We start from the raw sequence: 18,269 nt of genomic DNA, 5'->3' as shown, positions 1-18,269 counted from the left end.
ACCGTCGTAGATCACCTTGTCCAGGTAGATGCTTCGCTTCTGTACACCCCTGAAGCGCTTCCAGCTGTAGCCCTCGACCCTCGTGTCCAAATAGACGTTGTGCCCGTCGTCGGGGTCGGTGTCGCCCAGCCGTCCAGTGAAGTGAAGCCCTCCATGGTTTTGCCCCTTGGGTTCCCACTTGGACTTCCCCTGAGCGAACTGCACACCGCCGCTCGACAGATGTGGCATCGTCCGCCACCCATCCGCCACCGCGGCCCCCATCCCCCCGACGAACAACCCCACCGCCACCGCCACCGTCGCCAACTTCCGCACGATTCCTCCAGAGATGAGAGCGCCCACCTGGGCGTGACGGAAAGTATTCCGACGATCACAGGGCGCACGCGCGGGCGGAACGTCTCTGCCCCCGCACGTCGCTCGAAGCGGTGAACTCGCCGAAAAAGCCCGCCGCCGCCCTCCGGACATGCCTGGCCCGCCGGGCCTGCTGCGCAGTAACGTCCAGCCAGCCCGCAGCTAGGGGAGCCGGGTACGGGGGTGGCCGGTGGGCTGTCGCGTGACGTCCGTCGGTCCGTTCGGGAGCGACGGTGACCGTCCCTGCCGCACCCCGGGCCCCGCCCCCATCTCCGCCCCGCACCCCCCACCCGGTCAGTATTCGAGAAGCGCCGCCCCCCGCCCCCCGCCTACCGTGAGACCCGGCCCCCCAAGCCGTGCCGCGCCCCGCGACAACGTACGCAAACCGCACATACTGCTCGCAGCTGGTCGGATCGAGCCAGGCGACGCCGACGGAGACCGCGCCCGCGGCTTCCGCCCAACGGAGGGAAACACGATGAGCAAGGCCCAGAGGACGGATACGCAGTCGCCTGCGCCGCACTTCGCCGACAGCCACGATCTGATCCGCGTGCACGGGGCGCGCGAGAACAACCTCAAGGACGTCAGCATCGAGATCCCGAAGCGCCGGCTGACGGTCTTCACCGGGGTCTCCGGCTCGGGCAAGAGCTCGCTCGTGTTCAACACGATCGCCGCCGAGTCGCAGCGGCTGATCAACGAGACGTACAGCACCTTCGTCCAGGGCTTCATGCCGACCCAGGCGCGCCCCGAGGTGGACGTGCTCGACGGCCTGACGACGGCGATCATCGTCGACCAGCAGCGGCTGGGGGCCGACCCCCGCTCGACCGTCGGTACCGCCACCGACGCCAACGCGATGCTGCGCATCCTCTTCAGCCGGCTCGGCAAGCCGCACATCGGGCCGCCGAGCGCGTACTCCTTCAACACCGCCTCGGTGCGGGCCAGCGGCGCGATCACCGTGCAGCGGGGCAACAAGACCAAGGCCGAGAAGGCGACGTACGAGCGGACCGGCGGCATGTGTACGCGCTGTGAGGGGCGCGGCTCGGTCTCCGACATCGACCTCACCCAGCTGTACGACGACTCCAAGTCGATCGCGGAGGGCGCGTTCACGATCCCCGGCTGGAAGTCGGACAACGTGTGGACGGTGGGGATCTACGCCGAGTCGGGCTTCCTCGACCCGAACAAGCCGATCAGGCGGTACACGAAGAAGGAGATGCAGGACTTCCTCTACCGCGAGCCGACCAAGGTGAAGGTCAACGGCGTCAACCTCACCTATGAAGGGCTGATCCCCAAGATCCAGAAGTCGTTCCTGTCCAAGGACAAGGAGGCGATGCAGCCGCACATCCGGGCGTTCGTGGAGCGGGCGGTCACCTTCACGACGTGCCCGGAGTGCGACGGCACCCGGCTCAGCGAGGGGGCGCGGTCGTCGAAGATCAAGCGGATCAGCATCGCCGACGCCTGCGCGATGGAGATCCGGGACCTGGCGGAGTGGGTCCGCGCGCTGAAGGAGCCGTCGGTGGCGCCGCTGCTCGCCGCGCTGCAGCAGACCCTTGACTCGTTCGTGGAGATCGGCCTCGGCTACCTCGCGCTCGACCGGCCGGCGGGCACGCTGTCGGGCGGCGAGGCGCAGCGGGTGAAGATGATCCGGCACCTCGGGTCGTCGCTCACGGACGTGACGTACGTCTTCGACGAGCCGACGATCGGTCTGCACCCGCACGACATCCAGCGGATGAACGACCTGCTGCTGCGGCTGCGGGACAAGGGCAACACGGTCCTGGTCGTCGAGCACAAGCCGGAGGCGATCGCGATCGCCGACCACGTCGTGGACCTGGGGCCGGGCGCGGGTACGGCGGGTGGCACGGTCTGCTTCGAGGGCACGCTGGAGGGTCTGCGGGCCAGCGGTACGATCACCGGCCGCCATCTGGACGACCGGGCCGTGCTCAAGGAGACGGTGCGCAAGCCCACGGGCGCGCTGGAGATCCGCGGGGCGTCGGCGAACAACCTGCGGGACGTCGACGTGGACATCCCGCTCGGGGTGCTGACCGTCGTCACGGGCGTCGCGGGATCGGGCAAGAGCTCGCTGCTGCACGGGTCGCTGCCCCGGCAGGCGGAGGCGGCCGGTGAGGGGGTGGTGTCGATCGACCAGAGCCCGATCCGTGGTTCGCGGCGGAGCAACCCGGCGACGTACACCGGCCTGCTCGAGCCGATCCGCAAGGCGTTCGCCAAGGTCAACGGCGTGAAGCCGGCGCTCTTCAGCGCCAATTCCGAGGGCGCCTGCCCGACCTGCAACGGCGCGGGCGTCATCTATACGGATCTGGCGATGATGGCCGGTGTCGCGACCACGTGTGAGGACTGCGAGGGCAAGCGCTACCAGCCGTCGGTGCTGGAGTACCGGCTCGGCGGGCGTGACATCAGCGAGGTGCTGGCGATGTCGGTGACCGAGGCCGAGGCGTTCTTCGGCTCGGGCGAGGCGCACACCCCGGCCGCGCACCGCATCCTCGACCGGCTCGCGGACGTCGGCCTCGGCTACCTCAGCCTCGGCCAGCCGCTCACCACGCTCTCGGGCGGCGAGCGGCAGAGGCTGAAGCTGGCCACGCACATGGGCGACAAGGGCGGCATCTACGTCCTCGACGAGCCGACCACGGGTCTCCACCTCGCGGACGTCGAGCAGCTGCTCGGCCTGCTGGACCGGCTGGTCGACGCCGGCAAGTCGGTCATCGTCATCGAACACCACCAGGCGGTCATGGCCCACGCGGACTGGATCATCGACCTCGGCCCGGGCGCGGGTCACGACGGCGGCCTGGTCGTCTTCGAGGGCACACCGGCCGATCTCGTGGACGGCCGCTCCACCCTCACCGGCGAACACCTGGCGGCCTACGTCGGCGCCTGACCCCGCCCCCCCGGGCTCAGCCCGGAGCGGCTCCGGGCCGCCGGAGCGCGTCGACGAAGAAGGGCCCCGCGGCAAGCTGCGGGGCCCTTCGCCTCCTTGGTGCCCGTGCCGAGGGCTCTGGCCACCTCGGCCAGCAGTTCGTCGTCGAGATCGATCACTGTGCGACTCATCGGTGCACCTCGTTGTGTATCTATAGGTGCACCTAGTACATCAACGGTGATGCATGAAGGTGGCGGGAAGGGAACGCCCGACAGCGACGCTCCCACCGAGCGCTACGCGCCCCGGGGCTTCAGCCATGCCCCACCGGCATGACCTCATGGATGCGCGAGAGGGTGAAGACACGCTCGGCGTCCCGAAGGTGGCACCAGGCTTCGAGGTAGGGCGGGTCGAGGTCGAGGCGGCTGAGGGTACGGACGGTAGAGCTTCCCGAGGCGGCGACGTAGGCGACCCGGATGGCCGTACCGGCATCGATGGCGTAGGCGAGTTGGCGTACATCGGTGTACGTCAACTGCTTGGCGTACCCGGAGACAATCTCTTCGGTGTCCGTATGGAAGGGGCCCCCGGTCCCGAAGGGGTCGGGATCCGGCACCGTCAGCGGGGCGGTCAGCAGCCGGGCGGCCATGGCGCACGAGTCGACGGCCGTCGACGCCTCCGCCGCTCGGTACGCCGTGCGTTCGGGGCCCTTTTGCCCCCTGGCCTTCCGTGGGGCCGGAATGGCGGCGGCCCTTTGGGGGGCGATCTTCTCGATGCGTACGGTTCCGTCAGCGGCCTCGGCGACGGGGGCATAGCCCTGGGCCCGTAGCGCGGCGAGGGTCTGGTCGGGCGGGCTGCCGCTGACGAGCACGGTCGGGGCGAGTTGCCGCAACCCGAGCGCGGCAAGCCCCCGGTGGGCGGCGAGTTCGGCCAGGAGAGCCGGCTCCTCTCCGTGGACGACGCAGGCGGCGGGGGCGATGCGCACGTGGCCGTGCCGGCGAGCGGTGTCGGCGATGAGATAGGACAGGGGCTGGGGCAGGACCCCGCCGGCGATGGCGGTCAGCTCGGCCGAGATCTCGTCCGCTGTACGGCCGGCGTCGAGGGCCAGGCGGACGCTGTCCGCGCTGAACCGCCACACGGACGCCGTGCCGCTGATCTCCCGGTCGGCGGTCGAATCCAGGAGTTCGGCGACACGTACGGACGGCATGCCGGCGATGACGGCCGTGAGGTCGCCGCCGAACCGGGCCGTTCCGGTGGCCTCGGGCAGCAGCCGCCGGCAGGCGGTGGTCAGCCCTTCCGCGTCATCGGCCAGCAGGGCGGCACCGAGGGGGGAGAGGGCGCCTCGGGCGATGACACCGAGCAACTCCGCCTCGCGGATCACTGCGGCGAACGGTGTCTCGTCATGGGAGGACGGGTGGGCGAGCGGACGGTGCCATGTCACCAGCGGGCCCAGGTCTGTGGCGACCTTCACGCCCTGCCCTTCCGGGAGCATCGCCGCCGCGGCGAGCAGCCCGTGTCGCGCCTGCAGGCAGCCGTCGCAAGGAGGCGCCCCGACCACCGCCGGCAGCGTCTTGCCGTCCTCGTCGCGGGCCTGGGAAGGGGTGCGTCCCAAGCTCCACCATGCCTGAAGCAGCTCCGCGAACCGTTCGGCGGGTTCCTGCGCCGTCCAGGTGTCGTACTCCTCGGTGGGTGCGACGCGGTCGCCGTCGACCGCCAGCAGCCCCGCCGAGTACGCCGTCTCCAGGGTGATGCGTACGACAACGCCGTCGGCCTGCGCCGCCTTGGCGATTCTGGCCAGTTCACGTGCGCCGATCCCACCTGACTTGAGCGTGGCCGGCGGAGCGGACGAGGAGGCGGACAGGACCGAGGCGGCCTGTGCCGCGAACGCCGCAGCCGCCGCCATCGCCTCCCGGTCCACCTCCACGGCGGTGACGGACACCGGCTCCGCGACGGGCGGGAAGGGCTCGAACGGGGCCGACCAGCCCGGCCCGCGCAGTGCGAGTGTCACCTCGGCGGGCATACGGGCCTGCCCGTACCCATGGCGGTTCCGGACCAGGAGCCCTCGGTCCAGGGCCCATCGCTCGCCCGGCGAGTCGGCCCCGGGGGCTCCGAACACGACGAACTCCATGTGTCGCGGTGCGGACTGCGCCCGGCGCTCAAGCAGCCGGCGGGTGGCCGAAGGAGCCCGGGCGATCACTGCGGCGACGCGTTGCTGATCGCCATGGTGTTCCAGGACGGCGGCCGTACGCTGCTGCCGCGTGCCGGGCGGCTTGATACCCAGGGCCACGAGCATGCCGCGCAGCTCCTCGGAGGTCACACCCTCCAGCAGCTCTTCCAATGGAGCGTCCAGGCCCAGTGGCGCGTCCCACGCCTGCCGCAGCGGTGCGGCCATGGCGAGCTTCCCGTCGCCGTCCGGCCAGACCAGAGCGTGATCGGCCAGAGCCACCAGCACGCCGTCCAGCACCCGAGCGACGGTGGGCGCCGTCGCTCCCAGCGCCCTCGCCAGGTCACCGCGCGACAAGGGCGTTCCCAAGGCGGCCAGGACCTCGGCCACTTGGAGGTGCGGCAGGGCCAGCTGCGGCAGGACGAGCGCGACCGAGCCGGGCCGCAGAAGGCGTTCCGCCAACTCCTCCATGGAACGTAGCTCCGGTGGCGCCACGGCGTCCTTCCGTATCCCGAGTACGCGTGCCAGCCGCGGGGCGTCGAGTCCGGCCAGCCAGGCCGTCAGCGTGGATCGGGACGTCATGCGGAACACCTCGCGAGACCGGGAACTCGGCTGGGGACCAGAGCAGCCCCGAGCGGAGCCAAGGATGGCGTATTCGACGGGTCCACCGTCGGCACTCGGTGGGGAGTTCACCCACGGAGAGTGAGCTGCTGATGGGCCGGAGCGCGGATGATCCCGGCATGCCGTGTGACATGTCGTGAATGCCGGAGATGAAAGAGACTGTCAATGAGCCGTCAGTGATGCCCGGCCTCTTCGCGATCTCGATGAGCCGACCGGCGGCTTCACCCTGCCCCGCCTGCCGGCCCGACGTTCCAGCGAACCGGCGTGGATCACTCCCGTCGAGCGGGCGACGGTCGCCGCGGCGCTGGGCTGTCCGCCATGGGAGCTCGGGCTGTGCGCCGGCTGCAGCGAGATGATGCGGCGGTACGGGCAGAACGCGGCCATGTACTGCGACGTGTGCCAGACGGTCCTCAACGGGTGATAGCCGGGAACTGCACCCACACACGAAGAAGGGCCCCGCAGCAAGCTGCGGGGCCCTTCGACATCGTGCCCGGTGAGGCACTGGCGGAGGATACGAGATTCGAACTCGTGAGGGGTTGCCCCCAACACGCTTTCCAACTGTCCGCGCGGCTGTACGTGAGCGTCCGCGGCAGTTCTGCGGCTGATCAGACGGAGTTCGTGTACGGCGGTGAACGGTGACGTCCGTCGGTGCACTGGACAAAGAACAGGACAACGAACGACGCAGTGTCAGAGGCCCTTCTTACGATCAACACCGGACCAGGCAACGGAGGGGACCCATGGCCACCACAGGGCTGACGGATGCCAGCATCGTTCGGCGCGTTCTCCACGAGTATGACGACAAGGGGCGGGACGCCTTCCTGAACAGGCACCAGCTCGAGCGTGCCAATCAGTACTACCTGCAGGTCGACGGCCGGCTGTACGACGCCAAGGCGGTCGCCAACGTGGCTCATCGCTACGGGCACGGAGGCCCTGACGCACGAGTCATCAGCGGTGGTCGGGATCACAGCAATCGCCTGCTGGAGCGCCTCGGCTTCACAGTGATCGACGGACGGCCTACCACCGTCGAAGGGGAGCGTGCCTGGCGTCTCGCGGTCTGGTCGCACCTAGGACTCACAGAAAACCTTCGCGAGGTTCCGCCAGGGGTTCTGCGTTCATTCGGCGTCTATGGCGGTGGGCAAGGCATCTGGATGGACAAGGCCAGGACGGACACCGTCCACCAGGGCGGCATCACTATGGGAGTCCTGCATACCGGCGCCCACTACCCAGACGAGATCAGCGACAGGGACGTGATCTACCACTACCCGACGACAGGCCGAGGCCCGGGCCGTGATGCGTCAGAGGTCGCGGCGACCAAAGCAGCGGCAGCCCTGGAGCTCCCCATCTTTGTCATTGCCAAGCCGACCCCTCAATCCAGCGTCCGCATCCTGCGTCTGGCGTGGGTGGAGGGATGGGAAGAGCGCTCCAGAATCTTCCTGATCAGCTTCGGCGACAGTCCGCCGGAACAACTGCTGACCAAGGATGACTCGGACCAGCAGCCCTTCTCCTTGACGGGCAACCGCAGCCGGGCCAGCCAACGAAACGTCCGCGAACGCCCTGGGCAGCGACGCTTCAAGCTGCGAGTCTTTCAGCGCTATGGACCGCGCTGTCCTCTCTCGGGGATCGCCGTGCCTGAGATGATCGAGGCGGCGCACCTTCGGCCCGATGCCGCGGACGGCACAGACGACCCTCGCAACGGCTTGCCGCTCAACGCGGCACTCCACCGCGCGTACGACGCGCACCTCTTCGCTATCGAGCCGGACACCCTCGACGTCGTGACGCGCCCCCACGGCCCCACTCTCGAGGAGCTCGGGATCGTCACGCCGCATCTCCGTGAGCTGCCTCGGCGCCCACACGCCGAGGCCCTCCGCTGGCGTTATATGGAATGGCAGTCACGTGCGGGCGGAGAGAGGTAGCCCGAGCAACCTCCCCGGGCGCCGTCAGCACGCCTCCGATCCGTAGGCGTGTGCAACGCAGCTGAACCGGGCTAGAGAGCGGTGAAACGCCAGGCGAGCCCGCGGCGCGACACCGTGACCAGTTCGCAGATTTCCACGGCCGTTCACCGAGGTGATATCAGCCGCTGATGTCCCGTGCGGTGATGGCAGCGCCGCAACGACCATCCTGGGCGTAGTCGTTGGTCACCTTTTAGCCTTGGTGTTCTCCCGGACCGCGGCGGCGACGTCCGGCGGGGTTCATGGTGAACTGGCGGGACACAGGCTGGCGTTACATGCCAGAATGCCTTACAGCCATTAGCGCCTCAGGTGGGGAGAACTGCGTGGAACTATTCAGTCGCGTGGACCTTTCAGTCCCGCCGTCACGTCGTTTTGGCATCTCCGTGGGGAAGGAGGTCGAAGAGGCCCTTCACAACCAGCTATCCCCTCTCGTGGGGGTCGTGGATTCCGTAACGCAAGAGCTTCACTTTTTCACTGCTCAGTTGTATCGAACTGGTCTTGGCGGGGAGTCTTGTGCGGCAATATTTAACCATGCGCTGAACGACTTTATCATCCTCTTGAGCGCTCTTTGGGATGGTGACGGTCGTTCTTCCGCGCGAACAACCCGTTCGCTTTACGAGCACCTCGTGAATTATTGCTACGTCGCCGGGGATGCGCAGGCGGCTGAGCGATATGGGGACCATAAGGTGGTCACTCACCAAATACTGTCCCGAATGCTGAAGAGACTGCCTCTCTTGGGCGGCGCTCAGCGTAAAAGAGAGGCCCACCGAAGGGGGAAGCTGGGCCGTTCAAGCGCACAAATGCATCGAGCGATGCTAAGTCGGCATGGTAATTCTTTCAACAGGGATTGGGCGCAGGTAGACCTCTACTCTCGTGCAAAGTTGCATGGTTTGGAGGATGACTATGACACCTACCGCCTGTTCTCCCAGGTGACTCACGGGAGTGCAGGAGGAACGCTAGGAACGCTTCAGGCGGAGAAAGGTTCGGTAATTCATAGGACCGGACCATCGTTGGAGCTGGCTGCTCTGGCCTTCCCGGAGGGGATTTCGTTCTTCAGGGACCTTTGTATGCGCATCCATGCGATCCATGGAATCGATGCGGATAATCTGGTTCGCTCCCTTAATGAACTAATCGCAGGGTGGGGAGTGTACAAGAGGGCATGTGAATGGCTTGACAAAAATCTATGGCCTGAGTTGCCGCCTCTGTCCGGAGCTACCATCCTTGCGATATACCCTGGAGGAGGTACGCGGTGGCTTCACTGGGAACCGAGTTTGGGATTGATCGCGGTTGGCACGCCCCCGGCCAATGCTGTCGATATGGAGAAAAAAGTAAAGGACCATATGGGGTTCATCCCCGATGGTACTTATTCAGGCGATGCTGAAGGGCGACCTATCACTGCTGCGGTGCATGGTGTGGTTATACAACTTGCGCGAGGAGTGAAGTGGATTCCCGCAGAGGCCATTCTGCAGCCAGGGCGAGGGGCTGAATTTGCCAACACAGTACATAATAAGCTTCCTTTCGTCGACAAGTAAATAACCGAAGGTTGCGTCAAGGCGTGCCCCCCCTGCTTGGTGGTGCTGCAGGCTCCGCCATATAGCCGTAGTGGCTGGGCGTTAGGGCGCACCTTAAGGCGCCCCCTAGACACTTCTTAGGTGGTGAGTGCGGTGGCGATGGTCTACTTGGCGGTGCGGTGCCGTTTATAGGCATACATAGGCCACAGTCGCATCGTCGTGGAGTTTACTGCGCGGATAACGAGCCGTAGAGTTATCGTTCAGCTCTGCGTCACGCACGCGTCCAACTAGCCTCCGGGGCCCCTGAGTTGCGAGGATGTCCAGACAGTCTGGCCAGTCGGCCAAAGCGAAGAGATTCATCAGCCGCGCCGCGCCATCGGTCAGTAGGGCGGCCCGCCTGACTTCCTCTCGGGGAAATGTGCCGTGAAGCGCCGCCCCCGCAGCCTGGGGATCCCCCGCAGCCACCCAATAGCCTCCCGGACGATTCCGGAGTGCCCGCTCCACCTGTACGAGACGACTGTGGAGGATGCGGCGCTCCTCAGAGCCTTGTGGCGCGGCCCTCATGGCCGTCCGCTCCTCCTGGGCCACAGACGCGAGACGGTCGTCAGAAATCACTTCCGGCGCCACCTTGTGGTCCAGGACGAGTGTGCAGTCCCCCAACACGAGCCAGTCCACGGAACTCTCGCGCACGCGAAGCGCAGCCAAAGTCGCCGAGGGGGAGAGCGGATCTTCGACTGAGCACGTGTCGCGGTGCAGATCGGCTGTCCGGCTGATCGCCGAAGCGAGAGAATCAACAAGAGATTCACTGCCCCTCGCAGTCGCACACAGCGCTGTCCCGAGGGCCCTGGCGAACCAGGCAACGCCATGGACGCATGGCGCTTGCAGCTCCGAAGGCATGCCAGCGCCGTCCACGACCACGACTACGCGATCGTTCCAGGCGGCGAAATCCTCATTGGTCCGCCCCGGGCAGGCGCTACTGAAGGCCGCTACATGCATGTCAGGCAGCCTCATGGAGCAGCACGCCGCTCTCCGATCGGCTGACCTTTACCGACTTGTCTCCTGGGGTGTAGTCACACCCCACGACCATGGAGAACGGCGAAGTTCCCACCTCTTCGTAGAGGGAGGCGAGGTTCTCGGTCAGGTAGTGGACTACGCCCAGCGATCCGACAGCATGGACCCCAGCGATCATGAGGAACGTCCCCTGTCCATCCGGCCGAGGCAGCCTCCCCAGGTAGGCCACGTCCGCCGGCTTCGCCTCGTGTGGGTCATCGCTCGGTGACGTGTGGACCTTTCCGGTCTCGCGCTCAATGAGTGCCCAGCGCCCATCAGGCAAAGTCTCGAACGAGAGGCGCGGGTCCCCGCTCAGCGCCGCTGCGGCCTCAGGAGATGTCTTCGGGCCACAGACGATGACGAGGTCGTCGCAGTTGAGGTTTAGCTCACCCGAGACAGGGATGTATTGCAGCTCCCCCTCCAGCTGGAGATTCTGGGCAAGGGCGAGCATCTTCTGTCCTGTGGAGCTGTCCTCCACGGCGACGTACTCGCGCTCCCCAGGCCGCATGGGGACATACACCTGAACGAGCCGAGTTCCGAGGAACGCTCGCTCCGGCGGCGGGCCGGCGTCCTTGAGCTGGGCGACGCGAGCGCGGCTCACACCCATCAGCTTGGCTACGTCGGCCATGGAATGACCGTTTTTCCGAAGCCACGCGATGCTCTCTTTGCGCATGCGTGATGTCTCGATGACGGCGGACTGCAGCTCAGTCATGAGGTCAACGGCAGCTTTGACGCGCAGGGCGTGATCCTGCATCGCCGAGACCCGTCGGACTTCCTCGATCATGTCCCGCCTCGCGTATCGGCTCAGAGAAGTACTTCCGAGACCCATGGTAAGGGGGGGTTGACATCAACCGCTAGGCACGGCCAAGCTGTGTGGCAACCCCCCCTTAACAGGAGAGGCCCCAGGTGGCGTGGGTGGTAATCCCCCCTTGCCATTTGGTAGCGCCCTGAGAGCTCCGTACATGCGGGTCGGCTCGAAGGAAGCGCCGGTTACTTGAGAACTGAACAGCGTGATGAGTGATGAGGCCGCCGCCTCCTCGATAAGGCGGCCGGCGCGGCACAGGTCCGCGCGCTCAACATCTCCGCAGTCTTCGCGACTGCGGCCGGTTGCCTCCCCCGCCCGTCCGGTCCTCGGGTCGTACGGGCGGGGTGGCAGGGAGCCGGATCGCTGGTTCTAACGGCGTGAGCCCCCGGTGCGGGAACACCGGGGGCTCTGTTCGGGCCGTTCCTGGATGAGAGGAACACACCCAATGAAGTTCATCGCTGCACTTCAGGCCGTTGTTACGGCCGTCCCGTTCGATGGTGAGCCGTCGGACGCGGAGCTGGACGCGATCGAGGACGAGATGCCGCTGATCCTGGCGGAGGTCGACTTGCTCGACGCGCAGATCATGACCATCGACCGGCCGGCCACCGAGCTGGACGCCCGCCGCATCCGCAGGGCCCGCAACCGGGTCATGGCAGCCCGCCGGGACCTGACCAACCGCGCCGGCGTCGTCCAGTCGGGCGGTGCCGCATGAGCACCCTCCCCAGCGTTCCGCTCACGCCCGAGGTGCGGGTGGAGGCGAACCTGACCGCCGCGCACGCGGAGGTGAAGGCGGAGATCGCCCGCACGGACACCAAGGCGTCGCTGCTCCTGGCGTTCGACGGCGCGGCGCTCGCCGCGTGCTGGACGGCCGTCACCGGCCTGCACCTCCCGTCCGTGACGCTGATTGTGGCCGGGGTCGGTGTCGCGCTGCTGGTCGCCGCCGCCGGCGTGCTGCTCGCGGTGGTCCGCCCGCGGCTCGGCGGTCCGGCGCCGGTCGGCTTCCCTAGGTGGGCGACGCTGACGGCCGAGGAGATCCGGGCCGAGCTGCGCGGTGACCACCGGCCGCAGGACATCGCGGCCCTGGCCCGGATCGCGGTGGCGAAGTTCGCCCGGCTGCAGAGGGCCGTGGACCTGACCCGCGCGGCCGGCGTCGTGTTCGCCCTCGCCGCCGTGATCGCCGTGGTGGTGCGGATCGGCGGTGGGGCATGAACCGCGCAGGGAAGACGCTGCTCGTCCTCGCCCTGGTCGCCGTGGTCGGCATGGCGTTTCGCGTCTCCTGGAACGCGCTGCGAGACGTCGCGACCGCCGTGGGGGCGGACGAGACCGGCGCGAGGCTCTACCCGTTCGTGGTCGACGGCCTGATGGCCCTCGCCCTGGTCGCCACGCTCGTGCTGACCGATCGGGCGGACAAGCGGTTCGCGCTGCGAGTCCTGGCCGCCTACACCGCCGCCTCACTCGTCCTCAACTTCGTGCACGGACTCGTCCCCGAGCTGCACGGCGAATCGATCGACTGGACCCGACTGGCCGACTGGGACCCGGTCAACTGGATGCTCGTGCTGCTCGCCACCTCCCTGCCGGTCGGGTCGATCTATTTCGGATCCGATCTGGTTGCCAAGGTCCTGCACCATCGACCGGCCGATCCCGCCGATGCGGAGGAATCGGCGCAGACAGATACAGAACGGTCTACGTCTGACGTGGCGGAACCCGCCTCGGAGCTGGTCTCCGCGTTGGTCGAGCCGGTAGCGATCGAGCCGCCCGCGCGGGTCGATTCCCCGCTCGATGAGGTGTCGACTGATCGGGTCATGGTTCGGGCGGTCGCGGCCGAGCAGTCGGCCCCGCGTCGGGCGACCGGTCGGGTCCCCGAGGCGGCCCGATCGACCCGACCGCGACGCACGGCCGACGAGCTGCTGGCCGAGGCACGGCAGTTGACCGAGTCGTGGCCGGTCGAGCAGTTGACTGCCGAAGGCATCAGGAAGGCGCTGCGCACCTCTCCGGACAAGGCCCGGATGCTCCGCGAGACTCTGCGGGCCGAGCGGACCACCGGACAGGCGGCTGAGCCGGTCGCGGTCGCGTGATGGGCAGCGTCCCCGTCTACCGCTGGCGTCTGGCACCCGATGGGTTGGCGACGTTCCGGCAGCTTCGTGCGATGGGGCTGCGTCCGGCCGGTCAGCCGGTCGTGGCGCAGCTCGAACGCCCCCGCCGGCGGCGGGGGCCGCTGGTCGCCTATCTCTACCGGATCGACCAGGCCAAACCTGTTCGACCCATGACCGCAGCGAGACGGGCGGCGCTCGCCAAAGCGAACGCCGCCCGGCGGGTTTGCCCCGAGTGCGGCCGGGATGCCGGATACCGCATCCCGCCCTCGCTCGGCATGTGCACCCCCTGCGCCTACCCCGGGCAGCACAACGCTGCCTGAGTTGTCGCTACAGGAGCCCCAGCACCGCGCCGACGAACTGGGCGACTCGGGATTTCACACGGTGCCAACGGCTGCAGTGCCGCTTCGGGCGCCACCACCGAGGCTGCTCGATCAACTTCTGGCACCAGCGGCACGGCAGCGGGTCCAGTTCGATCTCGATTGCCCCCATGGCCGCGACTCTAGCGGCCCTCCTGCTGACCAGGGAGAACCCGTGAACAATCTGCCCGAGCCCGCCCCTGTGGTGCGGCTCCCCGACGGCACCTACGTCTACGCCGACCACCTGCCCGCCGTCCATCAGTCGGCCGGGCCGCAGGTGGTCCACCAGCACATCCACCAGGCCGCCCCGGACCGCACGGTCCAGCGGCTCGCGCTCGGCTCCGGGGTCGGCGCCGGCGCGGTCGCCGCCGGGGTCTACTTCGGCCCCCTCCTGGTCGGCGCGCTGACCGCGATCGCCGCGAACCTCGCGATCCTCGCGTTCCTCGCCGTCGCCCTCGCCTGGGGCGTCGTCTCGGTCGTGAAGACCGTGGGCGGCACGGACGGCAGGAACGCCGCCAAGACGCTGAAGCGGGTCCGCCGGAAGGAGCGGTGATCGCCGTGCCTGGCGTCCTCGATTCACATTTCCACTGTCCGGAGTGCCACCCGCAGATGCAGCGGGGCGTCACCCCCGCGATCTGCGGCCGGATCATCCCGCCGCCCGTCGACGGCCACGGACCGGAGCGCAAGTGCCCGGACTGCAAGCGGGCTCTCCGCCGGCACAAGGCCGGCCACCGCCGCTGACGGCTGCCTGTCCGCCCCGGATGCCCCGGGGCGGGTGGGGAGCCGGACAGCCCGGCCCCGGAAAGGAACGTCCGCTGTGACCAGCAACGAGTACCGCGAACGCGCCGAAAAGCTCCTGGCCGCGCAGGTCTACCGCGACCAGTGGCCCGGGATCGTGGCCGAGGCCGCCGTGTGGGCACAGCTTGCCCACGCCGCCGCCCTCACCGAGACCGCCCACCAGAAGAACGCGGAGGGCAAGTGATGGCCGATCACCCCAAGCTGACCGCCGGCGAGCACGCCCGGATCGCGTGGAACGTCGCCCGCATGGCCAAGCGCTCGATCGCCGGGGAGAACGTCCACCAGGCCGACCTTGAACGCAAGGTCGAGCGCGTCATCGAGGGCGCCCGTAGGCGCGCCGAGAAGGACGCCAAGCGCAAGAAGTAGCGGTGCCCCGGGGCGGCCGACAGCCGCCAAGCATCCCGACCGCCCCGGGCCCATCCCTCCGCCCTCACGAGCAGCAGGAGAACCCCAGCATGACCGAGAACGTCATCCCTTTGTTCAAAGACCCCCAGACCGAACACCCCACCACCGCCCCCGCCCTGGCCGTGGTGGAGCCGGTCAAGCCCGTCCGGGTGTGGAAGCGCACCGGCCGCGTCGTCGCCCACGTCGTCACGCATGACCGCACCAAGGGCGCCGGTCGGGCCGTCGTCCGCCACGGCTCCTACGTCCTGGGCGGCACCCGGATCGTCACGCGTCGGGCGTGGGACGGGCGGACCGGTGCCCGCTACGAACGGCTGCTCCGCGCGGCCGAGGCGGCAGGCAACTACGAAGCCGCGGGCGACTGGGAGGAACGGCTGCACCGCTTCCGCGAGCAGCGGCACAAGCGGCGCATGGATCTGCTGATGGCCCCGGAGAAGCTGGTGAAGGGCGCCGCCTACGGCGCCGGCGGTGGCATCGGCGCGCTGTTGGCGATCGGGGTCGCGCTGGCCATAGCGAACAAGGACATCACCGACGTCGTCACCCCGCTGATGGCGCTGGTGGAGCTGATCCGGCTGCTCGTCACCCTGGTCACGATCCTGTGGGGCCCGCTGGTCGCCGTCGGGCCGTGGCTGGCGCTGGCGGGGGTGTGGGCGGTCGGCCGGCACCGGGGCGCTGCACCGCAGTGGGCACTTCCCGCCCACTCGCGCAGCGACGACGCCGGGGCGCCGATCACCCCGTCCATCGTCGTCACCGCCCTGCGGGACCTGGGCATCGCGCCGTTGCGCAACGCCATCAAGGAGATGGGCGACGCCGGGGCGGCGATGCTCGGCCCGATCCGGATCGCCGGATGCGGTGTCGAGGTCGACGTCACCCTCCCGTCGGGCGTGTCGACGGCGGAGGTGCGGGGACGGCGCAAGAAGCTCGCCGAGAACCTCAACCGGCACGAGCACGAAGTGTTCATCACGATCCCCGAAGCGGCCCGCACCGTGCGGCTGTGGATCGCCGACTCCGGCGCCCTGGACGAGCCCATCGGCCCCTCGCCGCTCACCACGGATGAGACGATCAGCGCCGACTACGTCAAGGGCAAGGCCCCGTGGGGCCTTGACCTGCGGGGGGACGCCGCCGAGCTGAGCGTGTACCAGCGGCACCTGCTGATCACGGGAAAGTCCAACCAGGGCAAGACGGCCGCCGTGCGCTCCCTCGCCCTGTGGCTCGCGCTGGACCGCTCTGTGGAGTTCCGGATCGCCGACCTCAAGGGTGTGGGCGACTGGGGCATGTTCGACGGGATCGCCACGGTCCTGAGCCAGGGGCCGACCGACGAGCACGTCATCGAGGCGACCGAGATGGTCGAGGCGGTGGTGGCGGAGATGGAACGGCGCATCCAGGCCCCGCCTGGCACGAAGTTCACGCCGCTGATCTGCCTCGTGGACGAAGCCCAGATCGCGTTCATGTGCCCGGCCGTCGGAGACGACAAGCGGCCCTACGGCGGCACGAAGGCCACGTCCCGCTACTTCCAGGCCGTCCGCAAGATTCACAACCAGGGCCGGGCCGTGGACGTGCTGATGTGGCAGGGCACGCAGGACCCGACGAACGAGAACCTGCCCAAGCTGGTCCGCGAGGGCGCCCACACCCGCGTCTCCCTCGTTCTCGGCACCGAGTCCCAGGCCCGGATGGCCCTCGGGGACAGCGCCGTTGACGGCGGCGCCGCGCCCCACATGCTGCGCCAGGGCCTGGACAAGGGCACCGTCGTGGTCGCGTCGGACGGCATCAAGATCCCGGCCGGGCAGCCGTCGATCACGGTGCGCACGCACTTCATCGACACCGACACGGCCGCACTCGTTGCGGAGCGGGCGAAGGCGCTGCGGGACGGGGTCACCACCGTGCACGTCATCGACCAGGGCGAGGAGCGCGACGCGCTCGCCGACATCGCCACCGTCCTGGGAGATACCGCCCGGGTCCTGACGGCAGACGTGCTCAAGCGGCTGTCCGCGCTCAGCGAGAAGACCTACGGCAGCTGGACGCCCGGCGACCTCAAGCGCGTCCTGGAGGACGCCGGCGCCGAGCCGTACAAGTCCGACGGCCGCATGGTCGTCGGCCGTGAACGCGTCACCCGCGCCCTCGCCAACCGCACCGATGGTTCCACTTCCGCCGAAGCATGACAGGAAACCGACCCCCGAAGCGGCAGGGAGGCAGGGAGAACTCCCTGAACCCCTCCCTGACCCGCCTCCCTGGCCCTGACCTGCACAAACAGTCGATCAGGGAGGCAGGGATGCGCTCCGCCACCACCTGCGGAAACCCCCTCCACAAGCCACCCGGCAGGGGGTGCACCCGCCTCCCTGGGCGACCGCAATCAGTGGTTCCGGTTGCCGTCCCCACGAACGCCGAGAGCGGCCCCCGTCTCGCCAAAGTCCGGGGCCGCTCTCGTCCACCAGCAACAGAACTGGAGACACCAGCATGACCCATCCGACCCTCATCCGGCGAGACGGCCAGCGGCAGTTACTCGCTCTACGCCTGGCCGCCGCCGGGGTACCGGTCCTGCCGCTGCGGGCGGGGAAGGTGCCGTTCGGCAACTGCCGTGCCTGCACCGACAACGCATGCGGCGGCCGGCCGAACATGAAGACCCCCGGCCCCTGCGCCTGCCCCCGGCCCTGCCACGGGTGGGCCGCCGCCACCACCCACACGCGCGTCCTCACCTCCCCGGCCTGGGAGCCCGCGTGGCAGCACGCCGAGACCGTCGCCTACCACCCCGGCGGCGCCGGCGTCACCGTGGTCGACCTGGACGACGCCGACGCGATCGCGTGGGCCCGCAAGAGCCTGCCGCCGACCCGCACCGTCCCGACGACGCGGGGCGAGCACTGGATCTACCGGGGCACGATGCAGTCCGCCAACGGCGTCCGGCCGGGCGTCGACATCAAGTCGGCCATGTCCTACGCCCGGTGGCTCGGCCCCGGCACCGGCGCGATGGCCACCCTGCCCGAGGCTGTCCGCGCCCTGATCGTGAAGGCGCCTGCCGCCCTCCACCCGACACGGTGCAGCGTGCCCGCGCCGGCCAGGGGCGGGCAGTGCCCGCACCGGTCGCCCGTGTTCCTGGAGCGTGGCATTGCCATGGCGGAGCAGCGGATCAGCGAAGCGCGTAGCGCGGTCCACGCGACCGTGTACCGGACGTTCCTGGCGGTGCTTTCCGCCCATGGCCGGTGCGGCTGCCTGACCGAGGCGCACATCATGCGCCTGTTCTGCGCGGCGCAGGCCAAGGGTGAATCCGCCCGGCACTGCGAGACCGCCTGGACCAACGCCGCCACGGCTCTGGGGATGTGA

16 protein-coding genes are annotated in these 18,269 nt (G+C 68.7%); 13 read left to right on the top strand and 3 right to left on the bottom strand.

All coding sequences use genetic code 11. The features are described from left to right. Positions 1-823 precede the first annotated feature (823 nt). Positions 824-3,232, top strand: coding sequence for an ATP-binding cassette domain-containing protein (locus ACZ68P_RS07905; RefSeq protein ID WP_471004041.1), 2,409 nt, complete (start codon positions 824-826; stop codon positions 3,230-3,232). A 289-nt stretch (positions 3,233-3,521) separates the two neighbouring features. On the opposite strand, the gene ACZ68P_RS07900 is transcribed toward ACZ68P_RS07905, so the two are convergent. Next, positions 3,522-5,951 (bottom strand): helicase-associated domain-containing protein, encoded by a 2,430-nt coding sequence (locus ACZ68P_RS07900; RefSeq protein WP_471004039.1) that lies wholly within the window; start codon positions 5,949-5,951, stop codon positions 3,522-3,524. A gap of 776 nt (positions 5,952-6,727) precedes the next feature. Between ACZ68P_RS07900 and ACZ68P_RS07895 the strand changes: the two genes are divergently transcribed. Both ACZ68P_RS07895 and ACZ68P_RS07890 read left to right on the top strand, forming a co-directional pair. Then, positions 6,728-7,903 carry an HNH endonuclease gene (locus ACZ68P_RS07895; protein ID WP_471004037.1) on the top strand — a complete coding sequence of 392 codons (1,176 nt, stop codon included), beginning with the start codon at positions 6,728-6,730 and terminating at the stop codon, positions 7,901-7,903. A 278-nt stretch (positions 7,904-8,181) separates the two neighbouring features. Beyond that, positions 8,182-9,471 carry a DUF5677 domain-containing protein gene (locus ACZ68P_RS07890; protein WP_471004035.1) on the top strand — a complete coding sequence of 430 codons (1,290 nt, stop codon included), beginning with the start codon at positions 8,182-8,184 and terminating at the stop codon, positions 9,469-9,471. A 165-nt stretch (positions 9,472-9,636) separates the two neighbouring features. On the opposite strand, the gene ACZ68P_RS07885 is transcribed toward ACZ68P_RS07890, so the two are convergent. Then, positions 9,637-10,446, bottom strand: a complete 810-nt coding sequence (locus ACZ68P_RS07885; RefSeq protein ID WP_471004034.1) for a protein phosphatase 2C domain-containing protein — start codon at positions 10,444-10,446, stop codon at positions 9,637-9,639. Position 10,447: 1 nt separating this feature from the next. Next, complete coding sequence (locus ACZ68P_RS07880) at positions 10,448-11,284, bottom strand: sigma-70 family RNA polymerase sigma factor (protein ID WP_471004032.1); 837 nt, start codon at positions 11,282-11,284, stop codon at positions 10,448-10,450. 466 nt (positions 11,285-11,750) lie between these two features. Here ACZ68P_RS07880 and ACZ68P_RS07875 point away from each other — a divergent pair, with 466 nt between their 5' ends. The 10 genes from ACZ68P_RS07875 (at position 11,751) to ACZ68P_RS07830 (ending at position 18,269) form a co-directional block, all read left to right on the top strand. Then, positions 11,751-12,017, top strand: a complete 267-nt coding sequence (locus tag ACZ68P_RS07875) for a DUF6284 family protein (protein WP_471004030.1) — start codon at positions 11,751-11,753, stop codon at positions 12,015-12,017. Continuing rightward, on the top strand, positions 12,014-12,514 hold the full coding sequence (locus tag ACZ68P_RS07870; RefSeq protein ID WP_471004028.1) for a Pycsar system effector family protein: 501 nt from the start codon (positions 12,014-12,016) through the stop codon (positions 12,512-12,514). Before ACZ68P_RS07875 ends, ACZ68P_RS07870 begins: the two co-directional genes overlap by 4 nt. Further along, the gene (locus tag ACZ68P_RS07865; RefSeq protein ID WP_471004026.1) at positions 12,511-13,380 is read left to right on the top strand and encodes a DUF2637 domain-containing protein; all 870 of its coding nucleotides are present in this window, start codon (positions 12,511-12,513) and stop codon (positions 13,378-13,380) included. The genes ACZ68P_RS07870 and ACZ68P_RS07865 overlap by 4 nt, the downstream gene beginning before the upstream one ends. Beyond that, on the top strand, positions 13,380-13,718 hold the full coding sequence (locus ACZ68P_RS07860; RefSeq protein WP_471004024.1) for an RRQRL motif-containing zinc-binding protein: 339 nt from the start codon (positions 13,380-13,382) through the stop codon (positions 13,716-13,718). Before ACZ68P_RS07865 ends, ACZ68P_RS07860 begins: the two co-directional genes overlap by 1 nt. Before the next feature lie 211 nt (positions 13,719-13,929). Beyond that, entirely contained in the window at positions 13,930-14,307 is a 378-nt protein-coding gene (locus tag ACZ68P_RS07855; RefSeq protein ID WP_471004022.1) for a DUF6251 family protein, read from the top strand. After that, positions 14,304-14,495 (top strand): hypothetical protein, encoded by a 192-nt coding sequence (locus ACZ68P_RS07850; protein ID WP_471004020.1) that lies wholly within the window; start codon positions 14,304-14,306, stop codon positions 14,493-14,495. Before ACZ68P_RS07855 ends, ACZ68P_RS07850 begins: the two co-directional genes overlap by 4 nt. Before the next feature lie 76 nt (positions 14,496-14,571). Next, positions 14,572-14,736 carry a hypothetical protein gene (locus ACZ68P_RS07845; RefSeq protein WP_471004018.1) on the top strand — a complete coding sequence of 55 codons (165 nt, stop codon included), beginning with the start codon at positions 14,572-14,574 and terminating at the stop codon, positions 14,734-14,736. After that, complete coding sequence (locus ACZ68P_RS07840; protein WP_471004016.1) at positions 14,736-14,918, top strand: DUF6257 family protein; 183 nt, start codon at positions 14,736-14,738, stop codon at positions 14,916-14,918. The genes ACZ68P_RS07845 and ACZ68P_RS07840 overlap by 1 nt, the downstream gene beginning before the upstream one ends. Before the next feature lie 89 nt (positions 14,919-15,007). Continuing rightward, complete coding sequence (locus tag ACZ68P_RS07835) at positions 15,008-17,113, top strand: FtsK/SpoIIIE domain-containing protein (RefSeq protein ID WP_471004014.1); 2,106 nt, start codon at positions 15,008-15,010, stop codon at positions 17,111-17,113. Positions 17,114-17,408: 295 nt separating this feature from the next. Further along, positions 17,409-18,269 carry a bifunctional DNA primase/polymerase gene (locus tag ACZ68P_RS07830; protein ID WP_471004012.1) on the top strand — a complete coding sequence of 287 codons (861 nt, stop codon included), beginning with the start codon at positions 17,409-17,411 and terminating at the stop codon, positions 18,267-18,269.

Source organism: Streptomyces sp. NPDC036822 (genome assembly GCF_055609145.1).
The sequence above is the reverse complement of the archived record's forward strand: the minus strand, read 5'-3'. Positions and strand labels throughout refer to the sequence as shown.

Excerpts from the sequence above, each read along its gene's own strand:
- ACZ68P_RS07840 (WP_471004016.1), top strand. The coding sequence starts at position 14,736 with ATGGCCGATCACCCCAAGCTGACCGCCGGCGAGCACGCCCGGATCGCG.
- ACZ68P_RS07895 (WP_471004037.1), top strand. The coding sequence starts at position 6,728 with ATGGCCACCACAGGGCTGACGGATGCCAGCATCGTTCGGCGCGTTCTC.
- ACZ68P_RS07875 (WP_471004030.1), top strand. The coding sequence starts at position 11,751 with ATGAAGTTCATCGCTGCACTTCAGGCCGTTGTTACGGCCGTCCCGTTC.
- ACZ68P_RS07905 (WP_471004041.1), top strand. The coding sequence starts at position 824 with ATGAGCAAGGCCCAGAGGACGGATACGCAGTCGCCTGCGCCGCACTTC.
- ACZ68P_RS07835 (WP_471004014.1), top strand. The coding sequence starts at position 15,008 with ATGACCGAGAACGTCATCCCTTTGTTCAAAGACCCCCAGACCGAACAC.
- ACZ68P_RS07865 (WP_471004026.1), top strand. The coding sequence starts at position 12,511 with ATGAACCGCGCAGGGAAGACGCTGCTCGTCCTCGCCCTGGTCGCCGTG.
- ACZ68P_RS07880 (WP_471004032.1), bottom strand. The coding sequence starts at position 11,284 with ATGATCGAGGAAGTCCGACGGGTCTCGGCGATGCAGGATCACGCCCTG.
- ACZ68P_RS07885 (WP_471004034.1), bottom strand. The coding sequence starts at position 10,446 with ATGCATGTAGCGGCCTTCAGTAGCGCCTGCCCGGGGCGGACCAATGAG.
- ACZ68P_RS07870 (WP_471004028.1), top strand. The coding sequence starts at position 12,014 with ATGAGCACCCTCCCCAGCGTTCCGCTCACGCCCGAGGTGCGGGTGGAG.
- ACZ68P_RS07860 (WP_471004024.1), top strand. The coding sequence starts at position 13,380 with ATGGGCAGCGTCCCCGTCTACCGCTGGCGTCTGGCACCCGATGGGTTG.
- ACZ68P_RS07900 (WP_471004039.1), bottom strand. The coding sequence starts at position 5,951 with ATGACGTCCCGATCCACGCTGACGGCCTGGCTGGCCGGACTCGACGCC.
- ACZ68P_RS07830 (WP_471004012.1), top strand. The coding sequence starts at position 17,409 with ATGACCCATCCGACCCTCATCCGGCGAGACGGCCAGCGGCAGTTACTC.
- ACZ68P_RS07890 (WP_471004035.1), top strand. The coding sequence starts at position 8,182 with ATGGTGAACTGGCGGGACACAGGCTGGCGTTACATGCCAGAATGCCTT.